Annotated in this window: 17 protein-coding genes and 1 tRNA gene; 11 read left to right on the top strand and 7 right to left on the bottom strand. The window is 65.3% G+C overall.

Annotated elements, in window-relative coordinates:
• Window positions 1-34 precede the first annotated feature (34 nt).
• The 9 genes from murD (at window position 35) to lpxC (ending at window position 10,578) form a co-directional block, all read left to right on the top strand.
• Window positions 35-1,414, top strand: coding sequence for a UDP-N-acetylmuramoyl-L-alanine--D-glutamate ligase (gene murD / locus SPH52_RS11360; protein WP_411795134.1), 1,380 nt, complete (start codon window positions 35-37; stop codon window positions 1,412-1,414).
• A complete protein-coding gene (gene ftsW, locus SPH52_RS11355) occupies window positions 1,407-2,663 on the top strand; it encodes a putative lipid II flippase FtsW (protein ID WP_411795133.1) in 1,257 nt (418 codons plus the stop codon). The genes murD and ftsW overlap by 8 nt, the downstream gene beginning before the upstream one ends.
• A 29-nt stretch (window positions 2,664-2,692) precedes the next feature.
• Entirely contained in the window at window positions 2,693-3,748 is a 1,056-nt protein-coding gene (murG, locus tag SPH52_RS11350) for an undecaprenyldiphospho-muramoylpentapeptide beta-N-acetylglucosaminyltransferase (RefSeq protein ID WP_411795340.1), read from the top strand.
• A 58-nt stretch (window positions 3,749-3,806) separates the two neighbouring features.
• The gene (gene murC, locus SPH52_RS11345) at window positions 3,807-5,219 is read left to right on the top strand and encodes a UDP-N-acetylmuramate--L-alanine ligase (protein WP_411795339.1); all 1,413 of its coding nucleotides are present in this window, start codon (window positions 3,807-3,809) and stop codon (window positions 5,217-5,219) included.
• Window positions 5,216-6,145, top strand: coding sequence for a D-alanine--D-alanine ligase (locus SPH52_RS11340; protein WP_411795132.1), 930 nt, complete (start codon window positions 5,216-5,218; stop codon window positions 6,143-6,145). The genes murC and SPH52_RS11340 overlap by 4 nt, the downstream gene beginning before the upstream one ends.
• Window positions 6,142-6,864, top strand: a complete 723-nt coding sequence (locus tag SPH52_RS11335; RefSeq protein ID WP_411795131.1) for a cell division protein FtsQ/DivIB — start codon at window positions 6,142-6,144, stop codon at window positions 6,862-6,864. Before SPH52_RS11340 ends, SPH52_RS11335 begins: the two co-directional genes overlap by 4 nt.
• A gap of 195 nt (window positions 6,865-7,059) precedes the next feature.
• Window positions 7,060-8,343, top strand: a complete 1,284-nt coding sequence (gene ftsA, locus SPH52_RS11330; RefSeq protein ID WP_411795130.1) for a cell division protein FtsA — start codon at window positions 7,060-7,062, stop codon at window positions 8,341-8,343.
• A 33-nt stretch (window positions 8,344-8,376) separates the two neighbouring features.
• Window positions 8,377-9,555, top strand: coding sequence for a cell division protein FtsZ (ftsZ, locus tag SPH52_RS11325; RefSeq protein ID WP_411795129.1), 1,179 nt, complete (start codon window positions 8,377-8,379; stop codon window positions 9,553-9,555).
• Between the two features lie 111 nt (window positions 9,556-9,666).
• Entirely contained in the window at window positions 9,667-10,578 is a 912-nt protein-coding gene (gene lpxC, locus SPH52_RS11320) for a UDP-3-O-acyl-N-acetylglucosamine deacetylase (protein ID WP_411795128.1), read from the top strand.
• 87 nt (window positions 10,579-10,665) lie between these two features.
• Here the strand turns inward: lpxC and bioA are convergent, their stop codons facing one another.
• From bioA to bioB, 7 genes are all read right to left on the bottom strand, one after another.
• On the bottom strand, window positions 10,666-11,931 hold the full coding sequence (bioA, locus tag SPH52_RS11315; protein WP_411795127.1) for an adenosylmethionine--8-amino-7-oxononanoate transaminase: 1,266 nt from the start codon (window positions 11,929-11,931) through the stop codon (window positions 10,666-10,668).
• Window positions 11,932-12,075: 144 nt separating this feature from the next.
• Window positions 12,076-12,160 (bottom strand) — tRNA-Leu (locus SPH52_RS11310).
• A 44-nt stretch (window positions 12,161-12,204) separates the two neighbouring features.
• Window positions 12,205-12,906 carry a dethiobiotin synthase gene (bioD, locus tag SPH52_RS11305; protein WP_411795126.1) on the bottom strand — a complete coding sequence of 234 codons (702 nt, stop codon included), beginning with the start codon at window positions 12,904-12,906 and terminating at the stop codon, window positions 12,205-12,207.
• Complete coding sequence (locus tag SPH52_RS11300) at window positions 12,903-13,715, bottom strand: methyltransferase domain-containing protein (protein ID WP_411795125.1); 813 nt, start codon at window positions 13,713-13,715, stop codon at window positions 12,903-12,905. The genes bioD and SPH52_RS11300 overlap by 4 nt, the downstream gene beginning before the upstream one ends.
• A complete protein-coding gene (locus SPH52_RS11295) occupies window positions 13,712-14,449 on the bottom strand; it encodes an alpha/beta fold hydrolase (protein ID WP_411795124.1) in 738 nt (245 codons plus the stop codon). The genes SPH52_RS11300 and SPH52_RS11295 overlap by 4 nt, the downstream gene beginning before the upstream one ends.
• Window positions 14,446-15,600, bottom strand: coding sequence for an 8-amino-7-oxononanoate synthase (gene bioF, locus SPH52_RS11290; RefSeq protein ID WP_411795123.1), 1,155 nt, complete (start codon window positions 15,598-15,600; stop codon window positions 14,446-14,448). Before bioF ends, SPH52_RS11295 begins: the two co-directional genes overlap by 4 nt.
• Window positions 15,601-15,605: 5 nt before the next feature.
• Complete coding sequence (gene bioB, locus SPH52_RS11285; protein WP_411795122.1) at window positions 15,606-16,715, bottom strand: biotin synthase BioB; 1,110 nt, start codon at window positions 16,713-16,715, stop codon at window positions 15,606-15,608.
• A 216-nt stretch (window positions 16,716-16,931) separates the two neighbouring features.
• On the opposite strand from bioB, the gene SPH52_RS11280 reads away from it, so the two are divergent.
• Window positions 16,932-17,690 (top strand): ComF family protein, encoded by a 759-nt coding sequence (locus SPH52_RS11280; protein WP_411795121.1) that lies wholly within the window; start codon window positions 16,932-16,934, stop codon window positions 17,688-17,690.
• Window positions 17,691-17,745: 55 nt separating this feature from the next.
• A complete protein-coding gene (locus tag SPH52_RS11275) occupies window positions 17,746-18,732 on the top strand; it encodes a serine/threonine protein kinase (protein WP_411795120.1) in 987 nt (328 codons plus the stop codon).
• Window positions 18,733-18,778: the final 46 nt, after the last annotated feature.

Below are 18,778 nucleotides of genomic sequence, written 5' to 3'. Positions count from 1 at the left end.
GGTGGCACCGATCCCACTGCGCGAGGAGGCTGCAATGCCCAAGGTGGCGAAGGGGGAGACACTGGTGATCGGGCTCGGCGTATCGGGCTGGGCCATCTGCCGCCATCTGGCTCGGCAAGGAGTGGCCTTCATGGTGGCTGATACCCGTGAGGTGCCGCCGAGGCTCGACGAATTTCGTGCCGCCCACCCAGGCGTGGCCTTGCATTGCGGGGCGCTCACGATGCTCGATATGAGCGAGGCGGCTGAGATCGTGGTGAGCCCAGGCGTCGACCCGCATACGCCGGGTCTGGCAGAGATGTGGGGGTGTCGTCGCGATAGCGGTGAGCCGCTGGTAGTGGGGGAGATGGCCCTGTTCGTGCGCGCAGCTCGTGCGCCGATCGCCGCCATCACCGGGTCCAATGCCAAGTCCACCGTGACCACCTTGCTCGGCGAGATGGCCGAAACGGCCGGTAGACGCGTGGCAGTCGGCGGCAATCTGGGCACACCGGCCCTGGACCTGCTGGTCGATGTGCCGGAAGCGGAACTCTACGTGCTAGAACTGTCGAGCTTCCAGCTCGAGACTACCCCCTGCCTGGGTGCCGAAACCGCCGCCTTTCTCAACCTTTCCGAGGATCACCTCGACCGGCACGGCGACCTGGCGGGGTATCGTGCCGCCAAGCTGGGCATCTTTCGCGGTGCCAGGCATGCCGTGGTCAACGCCGAGGATGCCATGACCTGGCCGCTCGAGCCGCTCCCGGCCATGGATCGCTTCACGACCTTGCCTCCCCAGGCGGGTGAATGGGGCATTGCCAGACAGGCCGACCGCGATTGGCTGATGCACGGCGACACTGCGCTGATGGCAACCGACGAGCTGGGGCTGGCGGGTCGGCACAACCAGGCCAATGCGCTGGCGGCGCTGGCCATGGGCCGCCAGCTCGGCTTTCCGCTCGATGCCATGTGCGAGGTACTGCGGCGTTTCAAGGGCCTCGTCCATCGCAGTGAGTTGATCGCCGAGCGCGACGGCATCCGCTGGATCAATGACTCGAAGGGGACCAACGTCGGTGCGACGCTGGCCGCGATCGCCGGGCTTGGCCCCACGCTGTCGGGGCGGGTCGTGCTGCTGGCGGGTGGGCTGGGCAAAGGGGCCGACTTCACGCCGCTGGCCGAACCGCTGGCCCGCTACGGGCGCGAGGCGATCCTGTTCGGTGCCGATGCCGCCCAGCTCGCCGCTGCTTTGCAGGACAGCGTTGCCGTGACCCGGGTCGCCGACCTTGGGGCCGCCATGCAGCGCGCGCGCGCAATTGCCGAGCCGGGCGACTGCGTGCTGCTCTCGCCGGCCTGCGCCAGTCTCGATCAGTTTCCCAATTACATGGCCCGTGGCGAGGCGTTTCGGCAGTGGGTCCAGCGACACGTCGAGGAGTGTGGACATGGCTAAGACCAAGGCGCCCTCCACGCGCCGATTCGCCCGTTTTCGTCGGCTGCGAGAGAGTCTCTCGACCCGCGGCCAACCGTTCGATGGCTGGCTGCTGTTTGCCGCGCTGGCCTTGATCCTGATCGGCTGGGTCATGGTCACCTCGGCTTCCACCGAGGTGGCTGCCAGTCTGACCGGCAACCCATGGTACTTCAGCCAGCGACATGCCCTGTTCGTGGCCATGGCGTTGCTAGCGGCGGTGGCGACGCTGCGCTCCCCCCTGGCTTGGTGGCGCGCCAATGGACCATTGCTGCTGCTGATCAGCATTGCGCTGCTGCTGTTGGTGCTGCTGGTCGGACGCGAGGTCAATGGTAGCCGGCGCTGGTTGTCGGTTCCGCTCTTGCCCTTCAACCTGCAGGTATCGGAAGTCGCCAAGCTGTGCCTGATCGTTTATCTCGCCGGTTATCTGGAACGCTTCCTGCCCGATGTGCGTCGCAGTTGGGGGGCTTTCTTGCGTCCGCTGCTGGTCATGGGCCTCATCGCCGTACTGCTGATTCTCGAGCCCGACTATGGTGCCGTAGTGGTCATGACCGGCTGTGTGATGGGCGTGCTGCTGATGGCGGGAGCGCCGTGGGGACGGTTCGTCTTCATCCTGGCCGCGGTGGGTCTGCTCGGTTTCTACGTGGCCATCGCGGAGCCCTACCGCTTGGCACGCCTGACCAGTTTTTCCGATCCCTGGGCCGACCAGTTCGCCAGCGGTTATCAGTTGACCCAGGCCCTGATCGCCTTCGGGCGCGGGCACTGGTTGGGCATGGGACTTGGCAACAGCGTGCAGAAACTCTTCTACCTGCCGGAGGCCCACACCGATTTCGTCTTCGCCGTTTTGGCGGAAGAGCTTGGCCTGTTCGGTGCCATCGGCGTGGTGGGCCTGTTCGCATTGTTGATCTGGCGGGCGATGGCGGTTGGGCGGCGTGCCGAACTGGCGGGACTGGCCTTTGCCGCCTATGTCAGCTACGGCATCGCCATGGTGATCGGCGCCCAGGCCTTCATCAACATCGCCGTAAGTACCGGTATGCTGCCGACCAAGGGGTTGACCTTGCCGCTGCTCAGCTATGGGGGGTCCAGCCTGCTGGTGAGTGCGGCGATGGTAGCGCTGCTGCTGCGCGCCGACATCGATACTCGCCAGGCTCTGCGACGTGCCAGCGCGACTGCGCCACGCGAGGCGCCAGGGCGGCGCGAACCCAGGATCAACGGGCAAGGAGTCATGAAGTGACGCAGGCCAGGACGCGGCGGGTGCTGATCATGGCGGGGGGCACAGGCGGGCACGTGATCCCGGCGCTGTCGCTGGCCCGTGGACTGCAGGCCGAGGCGCTCGAGGTGCACTGGTTGGGTAGTCCGCACGGCATCGAGAACCACCTGGTGCCGGCGGCCGAGCTGCCGCTTCATCGTATCTCGGTAGCCGGCCTGCGTGGCAACGGCCTGGCCGGCTGGCTCAAGGCACCGTTCAACCTCACGCGTGCCGTATGGCAGGCGGCGTGCATCATTCGCCAGTTGGATCCGGTGCTGGTGGTGGGGCTCGGCGGCTTTGCCAGTGGCCCCGGTGGACTGGCGGCCTGGCTCCTGCGTCGGCCGCTGGTGATTCATGAGCAGAACGCCGTGGCGGGCTTGACCAATCGTGCCCTGGCGCGGCTGGCCCGACGCGTCTATGCCGCCTTCCCGCAGGCGTTCGGCAACCGGGGCGAGGTAGTCGGCAACCCGGTGCGTGGCGAGATCGCCGCCTTGGGTGAATCGCCGCGGGAGGCGTTGTCGATGCGAGGGCGGCGGCTGAGGCTGCTGGTGGTGGGCGGCTCGCTGGGTGCACTGCCGCTCAATCAGCGCCTGCCCGAGGCGCTGGCGGCGCTGCCCGAGGCGAGCCGTCCCGAAGTGCGTCACCAGGCCGGCCGCGACAAGGACACGGCCACCCGTGAGGCCTATGCGGCACAGGGCGTCGCAGCCGAGGTGAGTGCCTTTATCGACGACATGGCGGCGGCCTACGACTGGGCCGACCTGGTAGTGTGCCGGGCCGGGGCTTTGACCGTTTCAGAAGTGGCCGCAGCGGGCAAGCCGGCGCTGTTCGTACCCTTGCCCCATGCGGTCGACGACCACCAGACCGCCAATGCCCGAGCCTTGGTGGCGGCGAACGCGGCCCAACTGATGCCGCAACACGACATGACCGCGGCGTCGCTGGCCGAGAGCCTGGCGATGCTGCTCGATCCCGACACTCTTGCCACCATGGCCAGGCAGGCGCGCCACTGTGCGCACCTCGATGCCGTCGAACGCCTGGTGGCCGGTTGCATGGAGACAGCGCTTGAGCGATAGCACCTTGAGGCCGGTTCCCGGTCAGGCAACGCTGCCCCGTCACGGACGGGGCCTGGGCATGCGCCGTATTCGGCACATTCATTTCGTAGGTATCGGCGGCGCCGGCATGTGCGGCATCGCCGAGGTCCTCGCCAACCAGGGGTATCAGGTCAGCGGCAGTGACCTGAAGGCCTCGACGGTAGTGACCCGGCTGCGCGAACACGGTATTCGCGTGATCATCGGTCATGCCGAGGAGAACGTGGCGGGTGCCGATGTCGTTGTGGTCTCCACCGCCGTGGACCCCTCGAACCCCGAGATTCGCTGGGCTCATGATCACCGTGTGCCGGTGGTTCGCCGCGCCGAAATGCTTGCCGAGCTGATGCGCTTTCGTCATGGCATCGCGGTGGCCGGTACCCACGGCAAGACGACCACCACCAGCCTCACGGCGACGCTGCTCGCCGAAGGTGGGCTCGACCCGACCTTCGTCATCGGTGGCAAGCTGACCAGCGCCGGAACCAATGCGCGATTGGGCGAGGGCGATTACCTGGTGGCCGAGGCCGACGAGTCCGATGCCTCGTTCCTTCACCTGCAGCCGATGGTGTCGATCGTCACCAATATCGATGCCGATCACATGAGCACCTACGGCGGTGATTTCGAGCGGCTCAAGGGAACCTTCATCGAGTTCCTGCACAATCTGCCTTTCTACGGCTTGGCCATCCTGTGCATCGACGACGAGCACGTGCGTGGTCTGCTCGACCGTGTCCATCGACAGTTCGTCACCTACGGCTTCAGCGAGGATGCCGACTACCGGGTCGTCGACTTCACCCAGCAGGCCGGCGAGGTTCACTTCACCGCCCTGCGCCCTGACGGCCTGGCGCCGCTGGAGGTACGCCTGGGCATGCCGGGGCGGCACAATGCGCTCAACGCCCTGGCGGCGATCGCCGTGGCAACCGACGCCGGCGTCGCCGATGCCGCCATCCTGCGTGGCCTGGCGGGCTTCGCCGGCGTGGGGCGCCGCTTCCAGGTGCATGGTCACTTCGCGCCGCCCGGCGGCAGCGGCGAGGTCATGCTGGTGGACGACTACGGTCACCATCCGCGCGAAGTGGAAATGGTGATCAAGGCAGTGCGGGCCGGCTGGCCCAGCAGGCGACTGGTGATGATCTATCAGCCGCACCGCTACACCCGTACACGCGATCTTTACGAAGACTTCGTGCGCGTGCTTGCCGGGGTCGATGTGCTGCTGTTGCTCGATGTGTACAGTGCGGGAGAGACGCCGATTCCAGGCGCCGATGGCAAGACCCTGGCGGGCTCTATCCGCCAGCGCGGTACTCTCGATCCGATTTTCGTACAGCACAAGTCCGAGTTGCCGGCATTGCTGGCCAAAGTGTTGCGTGCCGACGACATCCTGATCACCCAAGGAGCGGGGGACGTGGGCGGCATCGCCCTTGGGCTGGCCGAGAGCCGTTTGATTCTCGACGAGGTGGAGTTATGACACAGGCGAGCGAATTTGGGCGGGTCGTGGTGCTGTATGGCGGCAATTCCGCCGAGCGCGAGGTTTCCCTCAGAAGCGGGGCAGCGGTACTGGCGGCGCTGGAGCGCAGTGGCATCGACGTGATCGGCTACGATCCGGCAGATGGTGGACTGGTCGGGCTCGAGGCGCTCGCTCCCGATCGCGTCTTCATCGCCCTGCATGGTCGCGGAGGCGAGGATGGCACCCTACAGGGGGCCCTCGAGCTGCTGGGCATTCCGTATACAGGCAGTGGAGTGCTGGCTTCTGCGCTGGGCATGGACAAGCAGCGTACCAAGCTTGTCTGGCAAGCGCTGGGGCTGCCGACCCCGGAATCGCTGATGCTGACGGAAGATGCCGACTGGGATGGTATCGTCGCCCAGCTAGGGCTGCCGCTGATCGTCAAGCCGGTGCACGAGGGCTCGACCCTGGGCATCAGCATTGTCGAGAGCAAGGAAGCCTTGAGGTCGGCCTATCGGGAGGCGGCTCGCTTTGATGCGCGCGTCATGGCCGAGCGCTTCATCCACGGCGAGGAGTACACCGTGTCGCTGCTGGGCGCGTGCGTGCTGCCGGCCATTCGTGTCGAGGTGCCCAGCGGTTTCTACGACTACGAAGCCAAGTACAACTCCAACGACACGCGCTACCACCTGCCGTGTGGCCTGGATGCGGGGCAAGAGGCAACGCTGGGCGAGCTGTGCCGTCGAGCCTTCGAGGCTGTGGGCGGCGAAGGCTGGGGGCGCGTCGATGTGATGCGCGACGGCGAGGGGCGCTTCTGGCTGATCGAGGTCAATACCTCCCCGGGAATGACCGACCACAGCCTGGTGCCTCAGGCGGCCGCTCATGCCGGCATCGATTTCGATGAGCTGGTGCTGCGCATCCTCGGCACCACGCTGGAGCCGTGCCAGGCATGAGTACCCGCGGCTCGACGTTGGGCATATTGCTGCTGCTGATCCTGCTGGGGGCCGGCGGTCGTGCCCTGTGGACTTGGCTCGATCGGCCCATCGAGCGCGTTTCGATCCGCGGCGAGTTGCATCATGTCAGCGCCGACTATCTGCGCTCGCAGCTGGCGCCTCTGTTGCAGGGCCAGACCTGGCTATCGGCCGATCTCCCTGCGCTGCGTCGTCGCGCGCGCAACATCGACTGGCTCGATGAGGTTCGAGTGGCTCGCGAGTGGCCCTATACCCTGGCCTTCGAGCTGGTCGAGCAGGTACCGGTGGCGCGTTGGAACGACGACTACCTGCTCAACCCCGACGGCGAGCCGTTTGCCTTTGCCCCGGTGGAGCCGCCCGATGGCCTGCCGGACCTGGCCGGCCCGGTCGGCAGCGGCGCCGAAGTTCTGGCTTACCATAACCGGCTGGCCCCACGTTTCGAAGCGCTGGGGCTGACCATCACCCAACTGCGACTGGAGCCCCGTGGTGCCTGGCGCTTTCAGCTCGACGACGGCGTGTGGGTGATGCTGGGGCGCAGCGATCGTGAGGCGCGGCTGGCCAGGCTGACTGCCGCGTGGCAGCGACAGCTGGGCCCGCAAGCGACGCACATTCGCTACATCGACCTGCGTTATCCCAACGGCGTGGCCGTGGCCTGGCACGGTGAAACCGACATCGAGGAGGAGGATGACGGTACGGGTTGAAACCTTTTGTCACGTGCAGGTCTCATCTTGCAGTCATTGCGCTATTTTCTTTGTCCTCAATAACCCGTATCGTGAACCAGGTTTTTCGTAATGGACTGGTGGTTTAACGCCAGTTGTTTCTATAATGGGCGCAATGACCATTTATCAGAATAATGGGATTCCCAGCGGGTCAAGTTTCAGGAGACACTCCGGCACATGGCAGTCACTTCCAACTCATCCAATATGGTAGTCGGACTGGATATCGGAACGTCCAAGGTAGTGGCCATTGTCGGACAGCCTACCGATGACGGTGGCATCGAGATTGCCGGGATCGGATCGCACCCCTCTCGCGGTATGAAGAAAGGCGTGGTGATCAATATCGAGTCGACGGTCCAGTCGATCCAGCGTGCCGTGGAAGAGGCCGAGTTGATGGCCGGCTGCGATATCCATTCGGTGTATGTCGGCGTGGCGGGCAGCCATATCAGTTCGATGAATTCGGACGGCGTGGTTGCGATAAAAGAGCGTGAAGTGATGTCCACCGATATCGATCGTGTGATCGATTCGGCTCGAGCGCGTGCCATCTCCGAGGGGCAGCGCGTGTTGCACGTTTTGCCTCAGGAATTCGCCATTGACACCCAGGGTGGTATTCGTGAGCCACTCGGTATGTCCGGCGTACGTCTCGAAGCGCGTGTCCATCTGGTTACGGCCGCGCTCAATGCGGTGCAAAACATCGATAAATGCGTGCGGCGCTGTGGTCTGGAGGTCGATGCCATCATTCTCGAGCAGCTCGCTTCCAGCATGGCAGTGCTGACCGAGGACGAGCGCGAGCTCGGGGTCTGCATGGTCGACATCGGTGGCGGTACCACCGACATTGCCGTCTTCACCGAGGGGGCCATTCGCCACACCGCGGTGATCCCCATTGCCGGCGATCAGGTCACCAACGACATCGCCATGGCGCTGCGCACCCCGACTCAGTATGCCGAAGAGATCAAGGTCAAGTACGCCTGCGCCCTGACCCAACTGGCCGCCAGTGACGAAATGATCAAGGTGCCCAGCGTCGGTGATCGTCCCGCGCGCGATCTTTCGCGCCAAGCCTTGGCCGAAGTGGTAGAGCCGCGCTACGAGGAGCTGTTCACCTTGATTCGCGACGAACTTCGGCGCAGCGGCTACGAGGACCTGGTGGCAGCCGGCGTGGTACTCACCGGTGGCACCTCGCGCATGGAGGGGGTCGTTGAGCTGGCTGAGGAGATCTTCCACATGCCGGTGCGCATCGCCTGCCCCCATAACGTGCGCGGGCTGTCCGACGTGGTGCGCAACCCGATTTATTCAACGGGTGTAGGTTTGCTACATTACGCCATTCAGGAGGCTCGGCAAGGGCATGGCCGTGAGGGTAGGGTAGTGGCAGCGCCACCCAGGCGCGACGACGTCTCCCAGCGTGGTGGATGGGAAGGGATTCCGGCGCTGGCAAAACTCAAGGGCTGGTTGAAAGGAAATTTCTAATAGGGCCGCGGCGCGGTCCAGGAGACGGGGCTTATGTTCGAACTGGTAGATAGCGCACCCTCGAGCAGTGCGGTCATCAAGGTCGTCGGCGTAGGTGGCGGTGGTGGTAACGCCGTCAACCACATGGTCGAGAGCAATATCGAAGGCGTCGAGTTCATCTGCGCCAACACGGACGCCCAAGCGCTCAAACGGGTGGCCGCCAAGACCGTGCTCCAGCTCGGCAACGAGATCACCAAGGGGCTGGGTGCGGGCGCCAACCCCGAGGTGGGTCGCCAGGCCGCCATGGAGGACCGCGAGCGTATCGCGGAGCTGATCAGCGGTGCCGACATGGTCTTCATCACTGCCGGCATGGGTGGTGGCACCGGCACCGGCGGTGCGCCGGTCGTCGCCCAGGTGGCCAAGGAACTCGGCATCCTCACCGTGGCCGTGGTGACTCGACCGTTCCCCTTCGAAGGGCCGAAGCGCATGCGTGTGGCCGAGGAAGGCATGAGGGAACTGTCGGAACACGTCGACTCCCTGATCACCATTCCCAACGAGAAACTGCTCTCGGTGCTGGGCAAGAATGCCAGCCTGCTGACTGCCTTCAGTGCCGCCAATGATGTGCTGTTGGGTGCCGTGCAGGGGATCGCTGAACTGATCACCAGCCCAGGCATCATCAACGTCGACTTCGCCGACGTACGCACGGTGATGTCCGAGATGGGCATGGCGATGATGGGGACCGGCGGCGCCACCGGCGAGAACCGCGCCCGCGAAGCCGCCGAAAAGGCCATTCGCAGCCCGCTGCTGGAGGATATCGACCTGCACGGAGCACGCGGCATTCTGGTCAACATCACCGCTGGGCCGGACCTGTCGATCGGCGAATTCAACGATGTTGGTGCCACGGTCCAGGAGTTCGCTTCGCAGGATGCGACCATCGTCGTGGGCACTTCCATCGACATGGACATGACCGACGAGTTGCGGGTTACGGTAGTGGCTGCGGGCCTCGAAGGGCGTCAGGTCAAGGCCGCCGCCGCTGCGGGTCGTGAGACCGCCAAGCGCAACGAGGGCAGCGAGTATCGCCAGCGTGCGCAGCCGTCCATGCGGCAGCAGAGTGCCGTGGCCAAGGCCGAGCCCCAGGAAACGGTCAAGCCGCAGGTCGAGAAGCGTCGTACACCTCAGGAGCTGGACGACTATCTCGACATTCCGGCCTTCCTGCGTCGACAGGCTGATTGAAAAAAGCTATTGAATGCATAGGCAGGGCCAGGAGATGTTTTTTTGTTGAAACATCCGTTCGGTGTTATAGTGAACGGTGTTTGATAACCTACAACGGCCTGGCTACTGCCCATGATCAGACAACGCACCCTGCAAAACACCATCCGCGCCACCGGCGTTGGCCTCCATTCCGGCAAGAAGGTGTACTTGACCTTGCGTCCGGCTCCGGTGAACACGGGCATCGTGTTCGTGCGTACGGACTTGGATCCTGAGGTACAGGTGCCGGCCAGTGCTGCCTTGGTCACCGACACAACTCTGTGTACCGCGCTCTCTCGGGGCGACGTCAAGGTCGCGACCGTGGAACACCTCATGTCCGCCCTGGCGGGTCTGGGCATCGACAATGCCTATATCGATATCAGCGCGCCCGAAGTGCCGATCATGGATGGCAGTGCCGGCCCGTTCGTCTTCCTGATCCAGTCGGCAGGCATCGCCGAGCAGGAAGCGCCGAAGAAATTCATCCGCATCAAGCGTGAAGTGGTGGTGCAGGACGAAGGCAAGGAAGCACGCTTCCTGCCGCACCAGGGTTTCAAGGTCTCGTTTGCCATCGAATTCGACCACCCGGTATTCGAGGACCAGAAACAGACCGCGGTGGTGGACTTTTCCACGACCTCCTTCGTCAAGGAAGTCTCCCGCGCGAGAACCTTCGGTTTCATGCGTGACCTCGAGCACCTGCGCGCCAACAATCTGGCCTTGGGCGGCAGCCTCGACAATGCCATCGTGGTAGACGACTATCGCATCGTTAACGAAGGTGGGCTGCGCTACGAAGACGAGTTCGTCAAGCACAAGGTGCTCGACGCCATCGGCGATCTCTACCTGCTGGGCTACAGCCTGATCGGCGAGTTCCGCGGCGTGAAGTCGGGGCATGCGTTGAACAACCAGCTATGCCGGGCGCTGCTGGCCCAGCCCGACGCATATGAAATCGTCACCTTCGAGAACGAGCGCGAGCTGGCTCCGATCTCCTACGCCCAGCCTGCCATGGCCTGAGGCTTGGGCTGGCTGCCAGGGCTGCCCGTAGTGACGCGATGACGATGTGAAATGCGCCGCCCTCCATGAGGGCGGCGTTTTTTTACCTCAGGCGAACCATGCTTTCATCGTCCGGGTGATGCTGCGCATGTCTTCGGTGGAGGTGATATAGGCGGGCATGGTGTAGAGCCAGCGACCGAAGGGGCGCAGCCAGACACCGCGAGCACGTGCAAATGCTGCGGCTCCTTCGAGATCGGCTGCGTCGTCGGCTTCGATGACGGCGGTGGCGCCCAGTACCCTGACGTCACGCACCCGAGGGTGGCGGCGAAGCGCCGGGTCAGCGAGCAGCTCTTCGCGCAGCACTCGGTTGAGGATCGCAATCTTCTCCAGGTAGTTTTCCTCCTCGAACACGGCGAGACTCTCTAGCGCCACGCGGCAGGCCAAAGGGTTGCCCATGAAGGTGGGGCCGTGCATGAAGGCGTGTAGCGGTGTGTCGCCGATGAAGGCATCGTGCACCCGGTCGGTGGCTAGGGTCGCCGCATGGCCCAGGTAGCCACCGGTCAGCCCCTTGGAGAGCACCATGATGTCCGGGGTGATAGCGGCGTGGTCGGCAGCGAACAGCTTGCCGGTACGGCCAAAGCCGGTGGCCACCTCGTCGAACACCAGCAGCACGTCGAATTCGTCGCATAGCTCGCGCGCGCCCTTGAGATAGAGCGGCGAGGTCATGTTGAGGCCGCCGGCGGCCTGCAGCAGCGGCTCCATCAGTAGTGCGGCAATTTCATGGTGATGCGGCTCGAGTACCGCACGCAGGGCGGCGAGATCTTGCGCCACCGCTTCGGGCGCGGCGTCATACGGTGCCGTGGGGGCTGGGGCGAAGTGGTGGTTGGGCAGGTAGCCGGAGAACAGGCTGTGCATGCCCTCTTCAGGATCGCACACCGCCATGCAGCCGCTGGTATCGCCGTGGTAGGCCTTCATCAGCGACAGCATGCGATGCTTGCCGGGTTTGCCGCGCAGGTGGTGGTACTGCACCGCCATCTTCATGGCCACTTCCATGCCCACCGAACCGCTGTCGGAGAAGAACACGTGCTCGAGCCCGGGCGGCGTGATCCGTACCAGCTCGCGTGCCAGGCGATCGGCGGGCTCATGGGTAAGGCCGCCCAGCATCACGTGGCACAGAGCGTCGGCCTGATCCTTGATGGCACTCACCAGGCGAGGATGGGCATAGCCATGGATCATGCACCACCAGGAGCAGGTGGCATCGAGCAGTGTCTCGCCGCCCTCGAGGGTAAAGCGAGGGCCTTCACCGCCCACGACCTTGGGTGTGGCAGGTTGGGTGAGCAGGTGGGCATAGGGGTGCCAGACGGGGGATGCCATCATGCCTCCGTAAGTGGGAAGAGTGGGGTGTCGAACCTATGTTGCAGGCGCGCGCAGGCGCAGCGAAGAAAAGACGCAGTCGTAAGGAGAAGCGAAGACAAGCTTAATGGAAATTTCGTGCAGCTCGGTGGAATCGAGCTGTGATGGTGCGGATGGGGAGACTTGAACTCCCACGCCCGAAGGCACCAGAACCTAAATCTGGCGTGTCTACCAATTCCACCACATCCGCAGGGTTGGGCAGGCGTCCACATTGTACGGACCCGCGGACGCAAGTCAATCGCCTTCGGGTAGCTGGAGGTGTGCCACGGCTGCTTCTGGGCGCCTGGCTGGGGCAACCCGGCGCAGGCGTGGCACTACGCCGAGACAGGGGGCTGCGAGGGTGCGCTGCAGCGTGGCCAGGTTGTCGGCATAGAGAGAAGCGTCACGCGCAAAGTCGGCATCGAGCAGGTTGCCCACCCAGCCAGCCAGTTGGGCACCATCCGCGCGTATGGCTTCGGCAGTCAGTCGCGCGTGGTTGAGGCAGCCGAGCTTGAGGCCCACCACCAGGATCACCGGCAGGCGCAGGCGCAGGGCCAGGCCGGCAAGGTCTTCGCTGTCATTGAGGGGCACGCGCCAGCCCCCGGCGCCCTCGACGAGGATGAGATCACGGGGTTCTGCCAACAAAGGCGCGACATGCTCGCAGAGCTGGGCAAGGTCGACCTTCACATCGGCCTGGCCGGCGGCCAGGTGCGGCGCGATGGCGGGTTCGAAGGCGAAGGGATTGATCTGGTCGTAGGCCGCGGCCGGCACGCTGCGTGCCAGCAGAGCGAGGGCATCGTCATTGCGCAGTCCGGCCTCGGTGCGGCGGCACCCCGAAGCGATGGGCTTCAGGCCCAGGGTGGTCAGCCCTTGTGAGCGGGCCAATGCCAGCATAGCGGCAGTGACGAGGGTCTTGCCGGCATCGGTATCGGTGCCGGTCACGAAATAACGGGTCATGCTTCCGACTCCTTGTCGAGCACCAGGGTCAGTCGTTGATAGCTGACCGGCAGTCCCGCAGGCTCGCGCAGCGATTCGTAGCGGCGCTTGGCACCGGCCAGGTCGGAGCGGGTGAGGCGGGCGTCGGGGCGCGGGATCTGGGCGCCGACTCCCTTGATCGAGGCCATTACCGCCGCCAGATCGGGATAGAAGAAGCGCTCCGTAGTGGCATTGCACTGAACGTGCCGGAAGCCGGCCAGGCGTGCGCTGGCCACGTGACGCTCCCGTGAGCGGAAGTCGAGCAGGGCACCAGGCGACGACCAGGCATGGCTGACCTCGTGCAGGGTGCCGGGCCCCAGGGTATTGATCACTGCTCGGCCACCGGGGCGAAGCACCCGGTAGAGCTCCGCCATCACGGCGTCCAGATCCGGGCACCACTGGATGGCCAGATTGGAGAACACCAGTTCTACATGCTGGTTCGCCAGAGGCAGGGCGGCGGCATCTGCGCACAGCCAGTCGATGCCTCTCGGGGCTTCCCGACGAGCTTCGTCGAGCATCCCCGGGGCGAGGTCGAGCCCAAGCACCCGGCAATCTGGACCGAAACGCGCCGCCAGGCGGCGGCACCAGTGTCCCGGCCCACAGCCCAGGTCGAGCACATGAGCTGCCTGGTCGGGCAGGAGTGTCCAGAGCGCTTCGCCCATCTGCAGCTGAGCCTGGGCCAGGTAGGTGTACTGTGCCGACGCACGGGAAAAGGCCCGGGCGACGTGTCGACGCCAAGCGCTTGGCGCACTTGCCTCATGGCAGGTGGTGGGCAGCGGAGACGAGCTCACGAGACGGCCTCGCTTTGGGCGATGTGCTCGTGATCGATCTTGTGCGCCAACTCGACGAGATGCTTCGCCAGTGCATCCGGGCGTGACAGCATCGGGCAATGGCCGCTGTCGGCGAGAGTCAGATCGGCCGTTTGCCGTGCTGTCTTGCCCATCAGCTTGTCCTGTTGGCCGGTGAGACGATGGATCGGGCAGGGGGGTGCGGCCAGTACGTCGCTGAGGTCGATATGCGCCAACTGGTCCAGGCCCGTGGCCAGGGTCTGACTGGAAGCGCTGGGTTGCTTGCCGAGGAGGTCGAGCAGGCGGCGATGTGCCGCGCGCGGGGCGGGTTCCCCCTGCAGTTGCCAACGCAAGAAATGTTGCCAGGTCGCACGTGGGTCACGATCGAAGGCACGGCGGAAGGTGGCCAGCTCGGCAGGCCTGACGCCATCCTCACTGCAAAAGCGAGACCCAGTACCCATCAGCACCAGGGCCCGGGGAGGCGGCAGGTGGGCCAGCAGCGCGCCGGCCAGCAGTCCGCCGAGCGACCAGCCGACCCAGATGGCCTCTGTGGTCAGGTCGTCCACCATCTTGCCAGCCAGGGCCGAGAGACTCGTTGGGAGATTATCGTCGAGGCGTTCACCGTAGCCCGGCCAGTCGGGAGTGCTGACCTCGGTACCATCTGGCCAGTAAGAAGCGAGCGGCTGCCAGATGCGCGCATCGATACCCCAGCCTGAAAGTAGAACCAGCGTCGTCAACTCTCTTCCTCCCGGTGCAGGCGTGTCAGGTTCTCGAGCAGACGGTCCAGGGCATCGCGGCTGTGGGTGGCGCACAAAGTAATGCGCAACCGGGCCTCACCCTGCGGCACGGTCGGTGGGCGAATGGCGCCGACCAGCAAACCCGCCTCGCGTAGCCGAGCGGCCCAGTGCATCACGCTCCCGCTCTCTCCCAGAACCAGCGGTTGGATGGGCGTGAAGGAGTTGGTCAGCGGCAGGTTGAGCAGCGCGGCCTCGTGGCGGAAGTAGGCGATGGTTTCTCGCAGGCGTTCGCGGCGCTCGGGTTCGGCGGCCAGAATGTCGAGTGCCGCAAGGGTGGCTGCGGCCACACCGGGCGGCTGGGCGGTGGTATAGACGTAGGGGCGGGCAAACTGGATCAGGTGCTCGATCAGTGCTTCGCTGCCAGCGACGAAGGCGCCAGCGGTTCCCAGCGCCTTGCCCAGGGTACCGACCAGTATCGGCACGCGCTCGACCCCGTGGGCACGACCGACACAGCCGTCGCCATGGGCTCCGAGAACGCCCAGCCCATGAGCATCGTCGATCATCAGCCAGGCGCCATGCCGAGCGCTGATTTCCGCCAGGCCGGCGATATTGGCCACGTCGCCATCCATGCTGAACACGCCGTCGCTGACCACCAGCCTGGTCGAGTCCGCCGGTGCTCGGGCGAGCAGGCGATCGAGGTCATCGAGGTCACGATGGTGGAAGCGCCGCGAGCGCGCCCCGGCAAGGGCGGCCCCATCGAGCAGCGAAGCGTGGTTGAGGCGGTCCTGAAAGACATGAGTGTCGCTGTCGCACAGCGCCTGAAGCGTTCCCAGGTTGGCCATGTAGCCGGTGGAGAAGAGCAGCGCCCGGGGGCGTCCGACGAGTTCGGCCAGGCGTCTCTCGAGGGCTTCATGAACCTCCAGATGGCCACTGACCAAGTGCGAGGAGCCGGCGCCGGCACCGAACTGGCGTGCTCCCGCGGCCTGGGCTTCGGCCAGCCGTGAATCGCCGGCAAGACCAAGGTAATCGTTGCCGGCGAAGTCGATCAGTCCGGCCTGGAGCGTATGACGCTCGCGCCAAAGCCCCTGGGCGCGGCGCCAGGCCGCGGCTTCACTGAGGCGCTCAGGCCAGGCATGAGGGGCGGGCGACATCGCGTTCAGGCCTGGGTGGCATCATAGGCCAGGGCGGCGCTATGGGTCTGGCTCGTCTGGCGTGCCAGGGCGTCTGCGAGTTCAGCCTTCTGCCGCTCGTCGTCGTGGCAGGTATCGCGCCGTTCGGGGTGGAGCCCGAGCTTGTCGAACAGGGCTCGGTCGCGGGTGGCCTGAGGATTGCCGGTAGTCAGCAGCTTGTCGCCATAGAAGATGGAGTTGGCCCCGGCGAGGAAGGCCAGCGCCTGGGTCGACTCATCCATCTGTTCGCGACCGGCCGAGAGCCGCACATGGCTCGCCGGCATCAGGATGCGGGCCACGGCGATGGCACGCACGAACTCGATGGGATCGAGGTCCTCGACGTCTTCCAGCGGCGTACCGGGTACCTTGACCAGCATGTTGATCGGTACCGATTCGGGGTGCGGTTCGAGCCGGGCCAGTTGCTGCAGCAGGGCAGCGCGGTCGCGAGGGGCCTCGCCCATGCCGAGGATGCCGCCGGCGCAGACCTTCATTCCCGCCTCGCGTACGTTGGCCAGGGTCTCCAGGCGATCGGCGTAGGTGCGGGTGGTGATGATCTCGCCATAGTATTCCGGCGAGGTGTCGAGGTTGTGGTTGTAATAGTCGAGACCGGCCTCGGCCAGGCGGCTGGCCTGATCGCCATCGACCATGCCCAGCGTCATGCAGGTCTCGAGCCCCAGAGCCTTGACCTGGCGCACCATCTCAAGCACCACGGTGAGATCCTTCTCGCGTGGGCTGCGCCAGGCCGCGCCCATGCAGAAGCGGCTGGCGCCGGCCTCCTGGGCGGCCTTGGCCTGGGCTACCACCTTCTCGATCTCCAGCAGCTTCTCCTTGTCCAGCCCAGTGGCGTAGTGGCCCGACTGGGGGCAGTACTTGCAGTCCTCCGGGCAGGCACCGGTCTTGATCGACAGCAGGGTGGAGACCTGCACGGCATTGGCGTCGAAGTTGGCGCGATGTACCTGCTGGGCGCGGAACAGCAGGTCATTGAAGGGCAGGGAGAAGAGCGCCTCGATCTCGGCCAGTGACCAGTCATGGCGAATCTCGACGTCTACTGCTGGTTGGGCTGGGCCGTTCAGGCTGGCGTGCTGGACATTGGACATAGAGGGGGCTCGTCTTGGTCAACTTTGCGGTACTTCAAGATTGACTGTGAGCGTACGTGAATTTGACTTTCTGTCAACCAGACGAGTAGGCAAGGTTGACGGGGCGTGGTGCCGAGCTAGGAACACGTCGCATGGGAAATGATAAGCTTCTTCGCATGGAAGGGCGTGACAGGTACACCTCGAATGGCACCAGACCCGGAACGGAAGCGCGTTGCAATGGCAGGCGAGCTGCCACAGTTCACACGGCTGCGCGGCTGGCTGCGGCCGCTGTGGCATGGTATCGACCGCGGCCTGCGCCAGGCCCTGCCGGGGCGCTGCGGCTTCTGCCTGGCGCCGGCCGTGCAGGAGCGCCCATGGTGCCAGGCCTGCTTCGAGGCGCTGCCGTGGAACCTGCCAGCCTGTCCGAGCTGTGCCGAACCGCAGCCATCGGGCTCGCTGGCGGGCAGGCGCTGTGGCCACTGCCTGACCCGGCCGCCGGCTTTCATTCGTGCGCGGGTGCCGCTGCGCTACGAGGACGAGGTAGTAAGGCTGGTGCAGCGCTTCAAGTTCCATGCCTCGCCGCGTGCCGGCAACGTGCTGCTCGAGCTGCTCGAACTCGGGCTGCCACCGGAGGCCCTGACCTGGCCCGAGGCGCTGATCCCGGTACCATTGCACCCCAGGCGGGCGCGGGAGCGCGGCTTCGACCAGGCCGATTGGCTGGCCCGGCGCCTGGCGGCGCGCCATGGCCTGCGCTTGGCGTACGCGGTGCGACGCCAGCACACTCGCTCGCAGCGCGGCCTCGATCGCGCCGAGCGCTACCGCAATCTGCGCGACGGTTTCGAGGTGAGGGGCTCGCTGCCACCGCGCGTGGCGCTGCTAGATGACGTCATGACCACCGGCGCCACGCTGGACGCGCTGGCCCAAGCCTGTCTGGCGGCCGGTGCGAGTGAGGTGGAAGCCTGGGCGGTGGCCCGCACGCCGCTGCTGATCGAGTGATTCGCTGGCGCACCGAGGCTGTTACCATGGGGGCTTCCTTCAGCCGGTGAAACACATGCACAGCACGCCACATCCTTTTGCAGCACTTTCGCCGGCACGTGTCGTGGCGGCCATCGAGTCGCTAGGCTTCTGGTTGCCGGGCGAGCCGTTCGCCTTGAACAGCTACGAGAACCGCGTGTACCTGCTGCATGACGACGAGGGTCGGCGCTGGGTGGCTAAGTTCTATCGCCCCGCTCGCTGGAGCGATGCGCAGATCCAGGAGGAACACGATTTCCTCGATGAGCTGGCTGCGGAAGGCGTTGCCGTGGCGCCACCCTGGCGCGATGAGGCCGGTCGTAGCCTGCATCATGCCGAGGGTTTTCGGCTGGCGCTGTTTCCCCAGCTATCCGGACAGGCCCCGGAACTGGAGAACCCTTCCCACCTGTTTGCCCTTGGCGAGCTGATCGGCGCCGTGCATGCGGTTGGCGAGCGTGGCGAGTTCCAGCATCGGGTAAGACTCGATCTGGATGGTATGGTGCGTGAGGCCCGGCAGCGTGTGCTGGCAGCGCCTTGGCTGGACCGTCGCCAGCGCCAGGCCTATGAACGTATCTCCGAGGCGCTGCACAAAGAGCTGCAGGCTCATGCGTGGACACCGCAGCAGACGATCCGGGTGCAGGGTGATTGCCACATCGGCAACCTGCTCGGCCGTGACGATCTCTTTTCCCTGGTCGATTTCGACGATGCCATGATGGCACCTGCGGTGCAGGATCTATGGATGTTTCTCACCGCCGAGCACGAAGCGGAGTGGCACATGCAGCTTTCGGAGGTGCTGGAGGGCTACGAACAGCACCGTGAGTTCGACCGCCGCGAGCTGGCGCTGATCGAACCCTTGCGTACGCTGCGCCTGATGCGACACAGCGCCTGGCTGGTAGCGCGTTGGGATGACCCGGCCTTTCCCCCGGCCTTTCCCTGGGTCGCCGATGCTGGCTATTGGGACGCCCACATTCGCCAGTTGGAGCAGCAGCGCCTGGCGCTTGGCCGGTCGCCGCGCTGGCTGACCTGAACTCGGGAGGACGCGCACCCTCTACGGGTGCGCAAATACAAGGAGC

Origin of the sequence: Halomonas sp. A29 (assembly GCF_046723295.1) — a bacterium.
In the GTDB taxonomy this organism is placed as follows: Bacteria; Pseudomonadota; Gammaproteobacteria; order Pseudomonadales; family Halomonadaceae; genus Halomonas.
This window is presented reverse-complemented; position numbering and strand designations above follow the sequence as displayed.

Excerpts from the sequence above, each read along its gene's own strand:
- ftsW (WP_411795133.1), top strand. The coding sequence starts at position 1,407 with ATGGCTAAGACCAAGGCGCCCTCCACGCGCCGATTCGCCCGTTTTCGT.
- bioF (WP_411795123.1), bottom strand. The coding sequence starts at position 15,600 with ATGTCGCCCGCCCCTCATGCCTGGCCTGAGCGCCTCAGTGAAGCCGCG.
- bioA (WP_411795127.1), bottom strand. The coding sequence starts at position 11,931 with ATGGCATCCCCCGTCTGGCACCCCTATGCCCACCTGCTCACCCAACCT.
- SPH52_RS11335 (WP_411795131.1), top strand. The coding sequence starts at position 6,142 with ATGAGTACCCGCGGCTCGACGTTGGGCATATTGCTGCTGCTGATCCTG.
- ftsA (WP_411795130.1), top strand. The coding sequence starts at position 7,060 with ATGGCAGTCACTTCCAACTCATCCAATATGGTAGTCGGACTGGATATC.
- murG (WP_411795340.1), top strand. The coding sequence starts at position 2,693 with ATGGCGGGGGGCACAGGCGGGCACGTGATCCCGGCGCTGTCGCTGGCC.
- SPH52_RS11275 (WP_411795120.1), top strand. The coding sequence starts at position 17,746 with ATGCACAGCACGCCACATCCTTTTGCAGCACTTTCGCCGGCACGTGTC.
- SPH52_RS11340 (WP_411795132.1), top strand. The coding sequence starts at position 5,216 with ATGACACAGGCGAGCGAATTTGGGCGGGTCGTGGTGCTGTATGGCGGC.
- SPH52_RS11280 (WP_411795121.1), top strand. The coding sequence starts at position 16,932 with ATGGCAGGCGAGCTGCCACAGTTCACACGGCTGCGCGGCTGGCTGCGG.
- ftsZ (WP_411795129.1), top strand. The coding sequence starts at position 8,377 with ATGTTCGAACTGGTAGATAGCGCACCCTCGAGCAGTGCGGTCATCAAG.
- bioB (WP_411795122.1), bottom strand. The coding sequence starts at position 16,715 with ATGTCCAATGTCCAGCACGCCAGCCTGAACGGCCCAGCCCAACCAGCA.
- lpxC (WP_411795128.1), top strand. The coding sequence starts at position 9,667 with ATGATCAGACAACGCACCCTGCAAAACACCATCCGCGCCACCGGCGTT.
- bioD (WP_411795126.1), bottom strand. The coding sequence starts at position 12,906 with ATGACCCGTTATTTCGTGACCGGCACCGATACCGATGCCGGCAAGACC.
- murC (WP_411795339.1), top strand. The coding sequence starts at position 3,807 with ATGCGCCGTATTCGGCACATTCATTTCGTAGGTATCGGCGGCGCCGGC.
- murD (WP_411795134.1), top strand. The coding sequence starts at position 35 with ATGCCCAAGGTGGCGAAGGGGGAGACACTGGTGATCGGGCTCGGCGTA.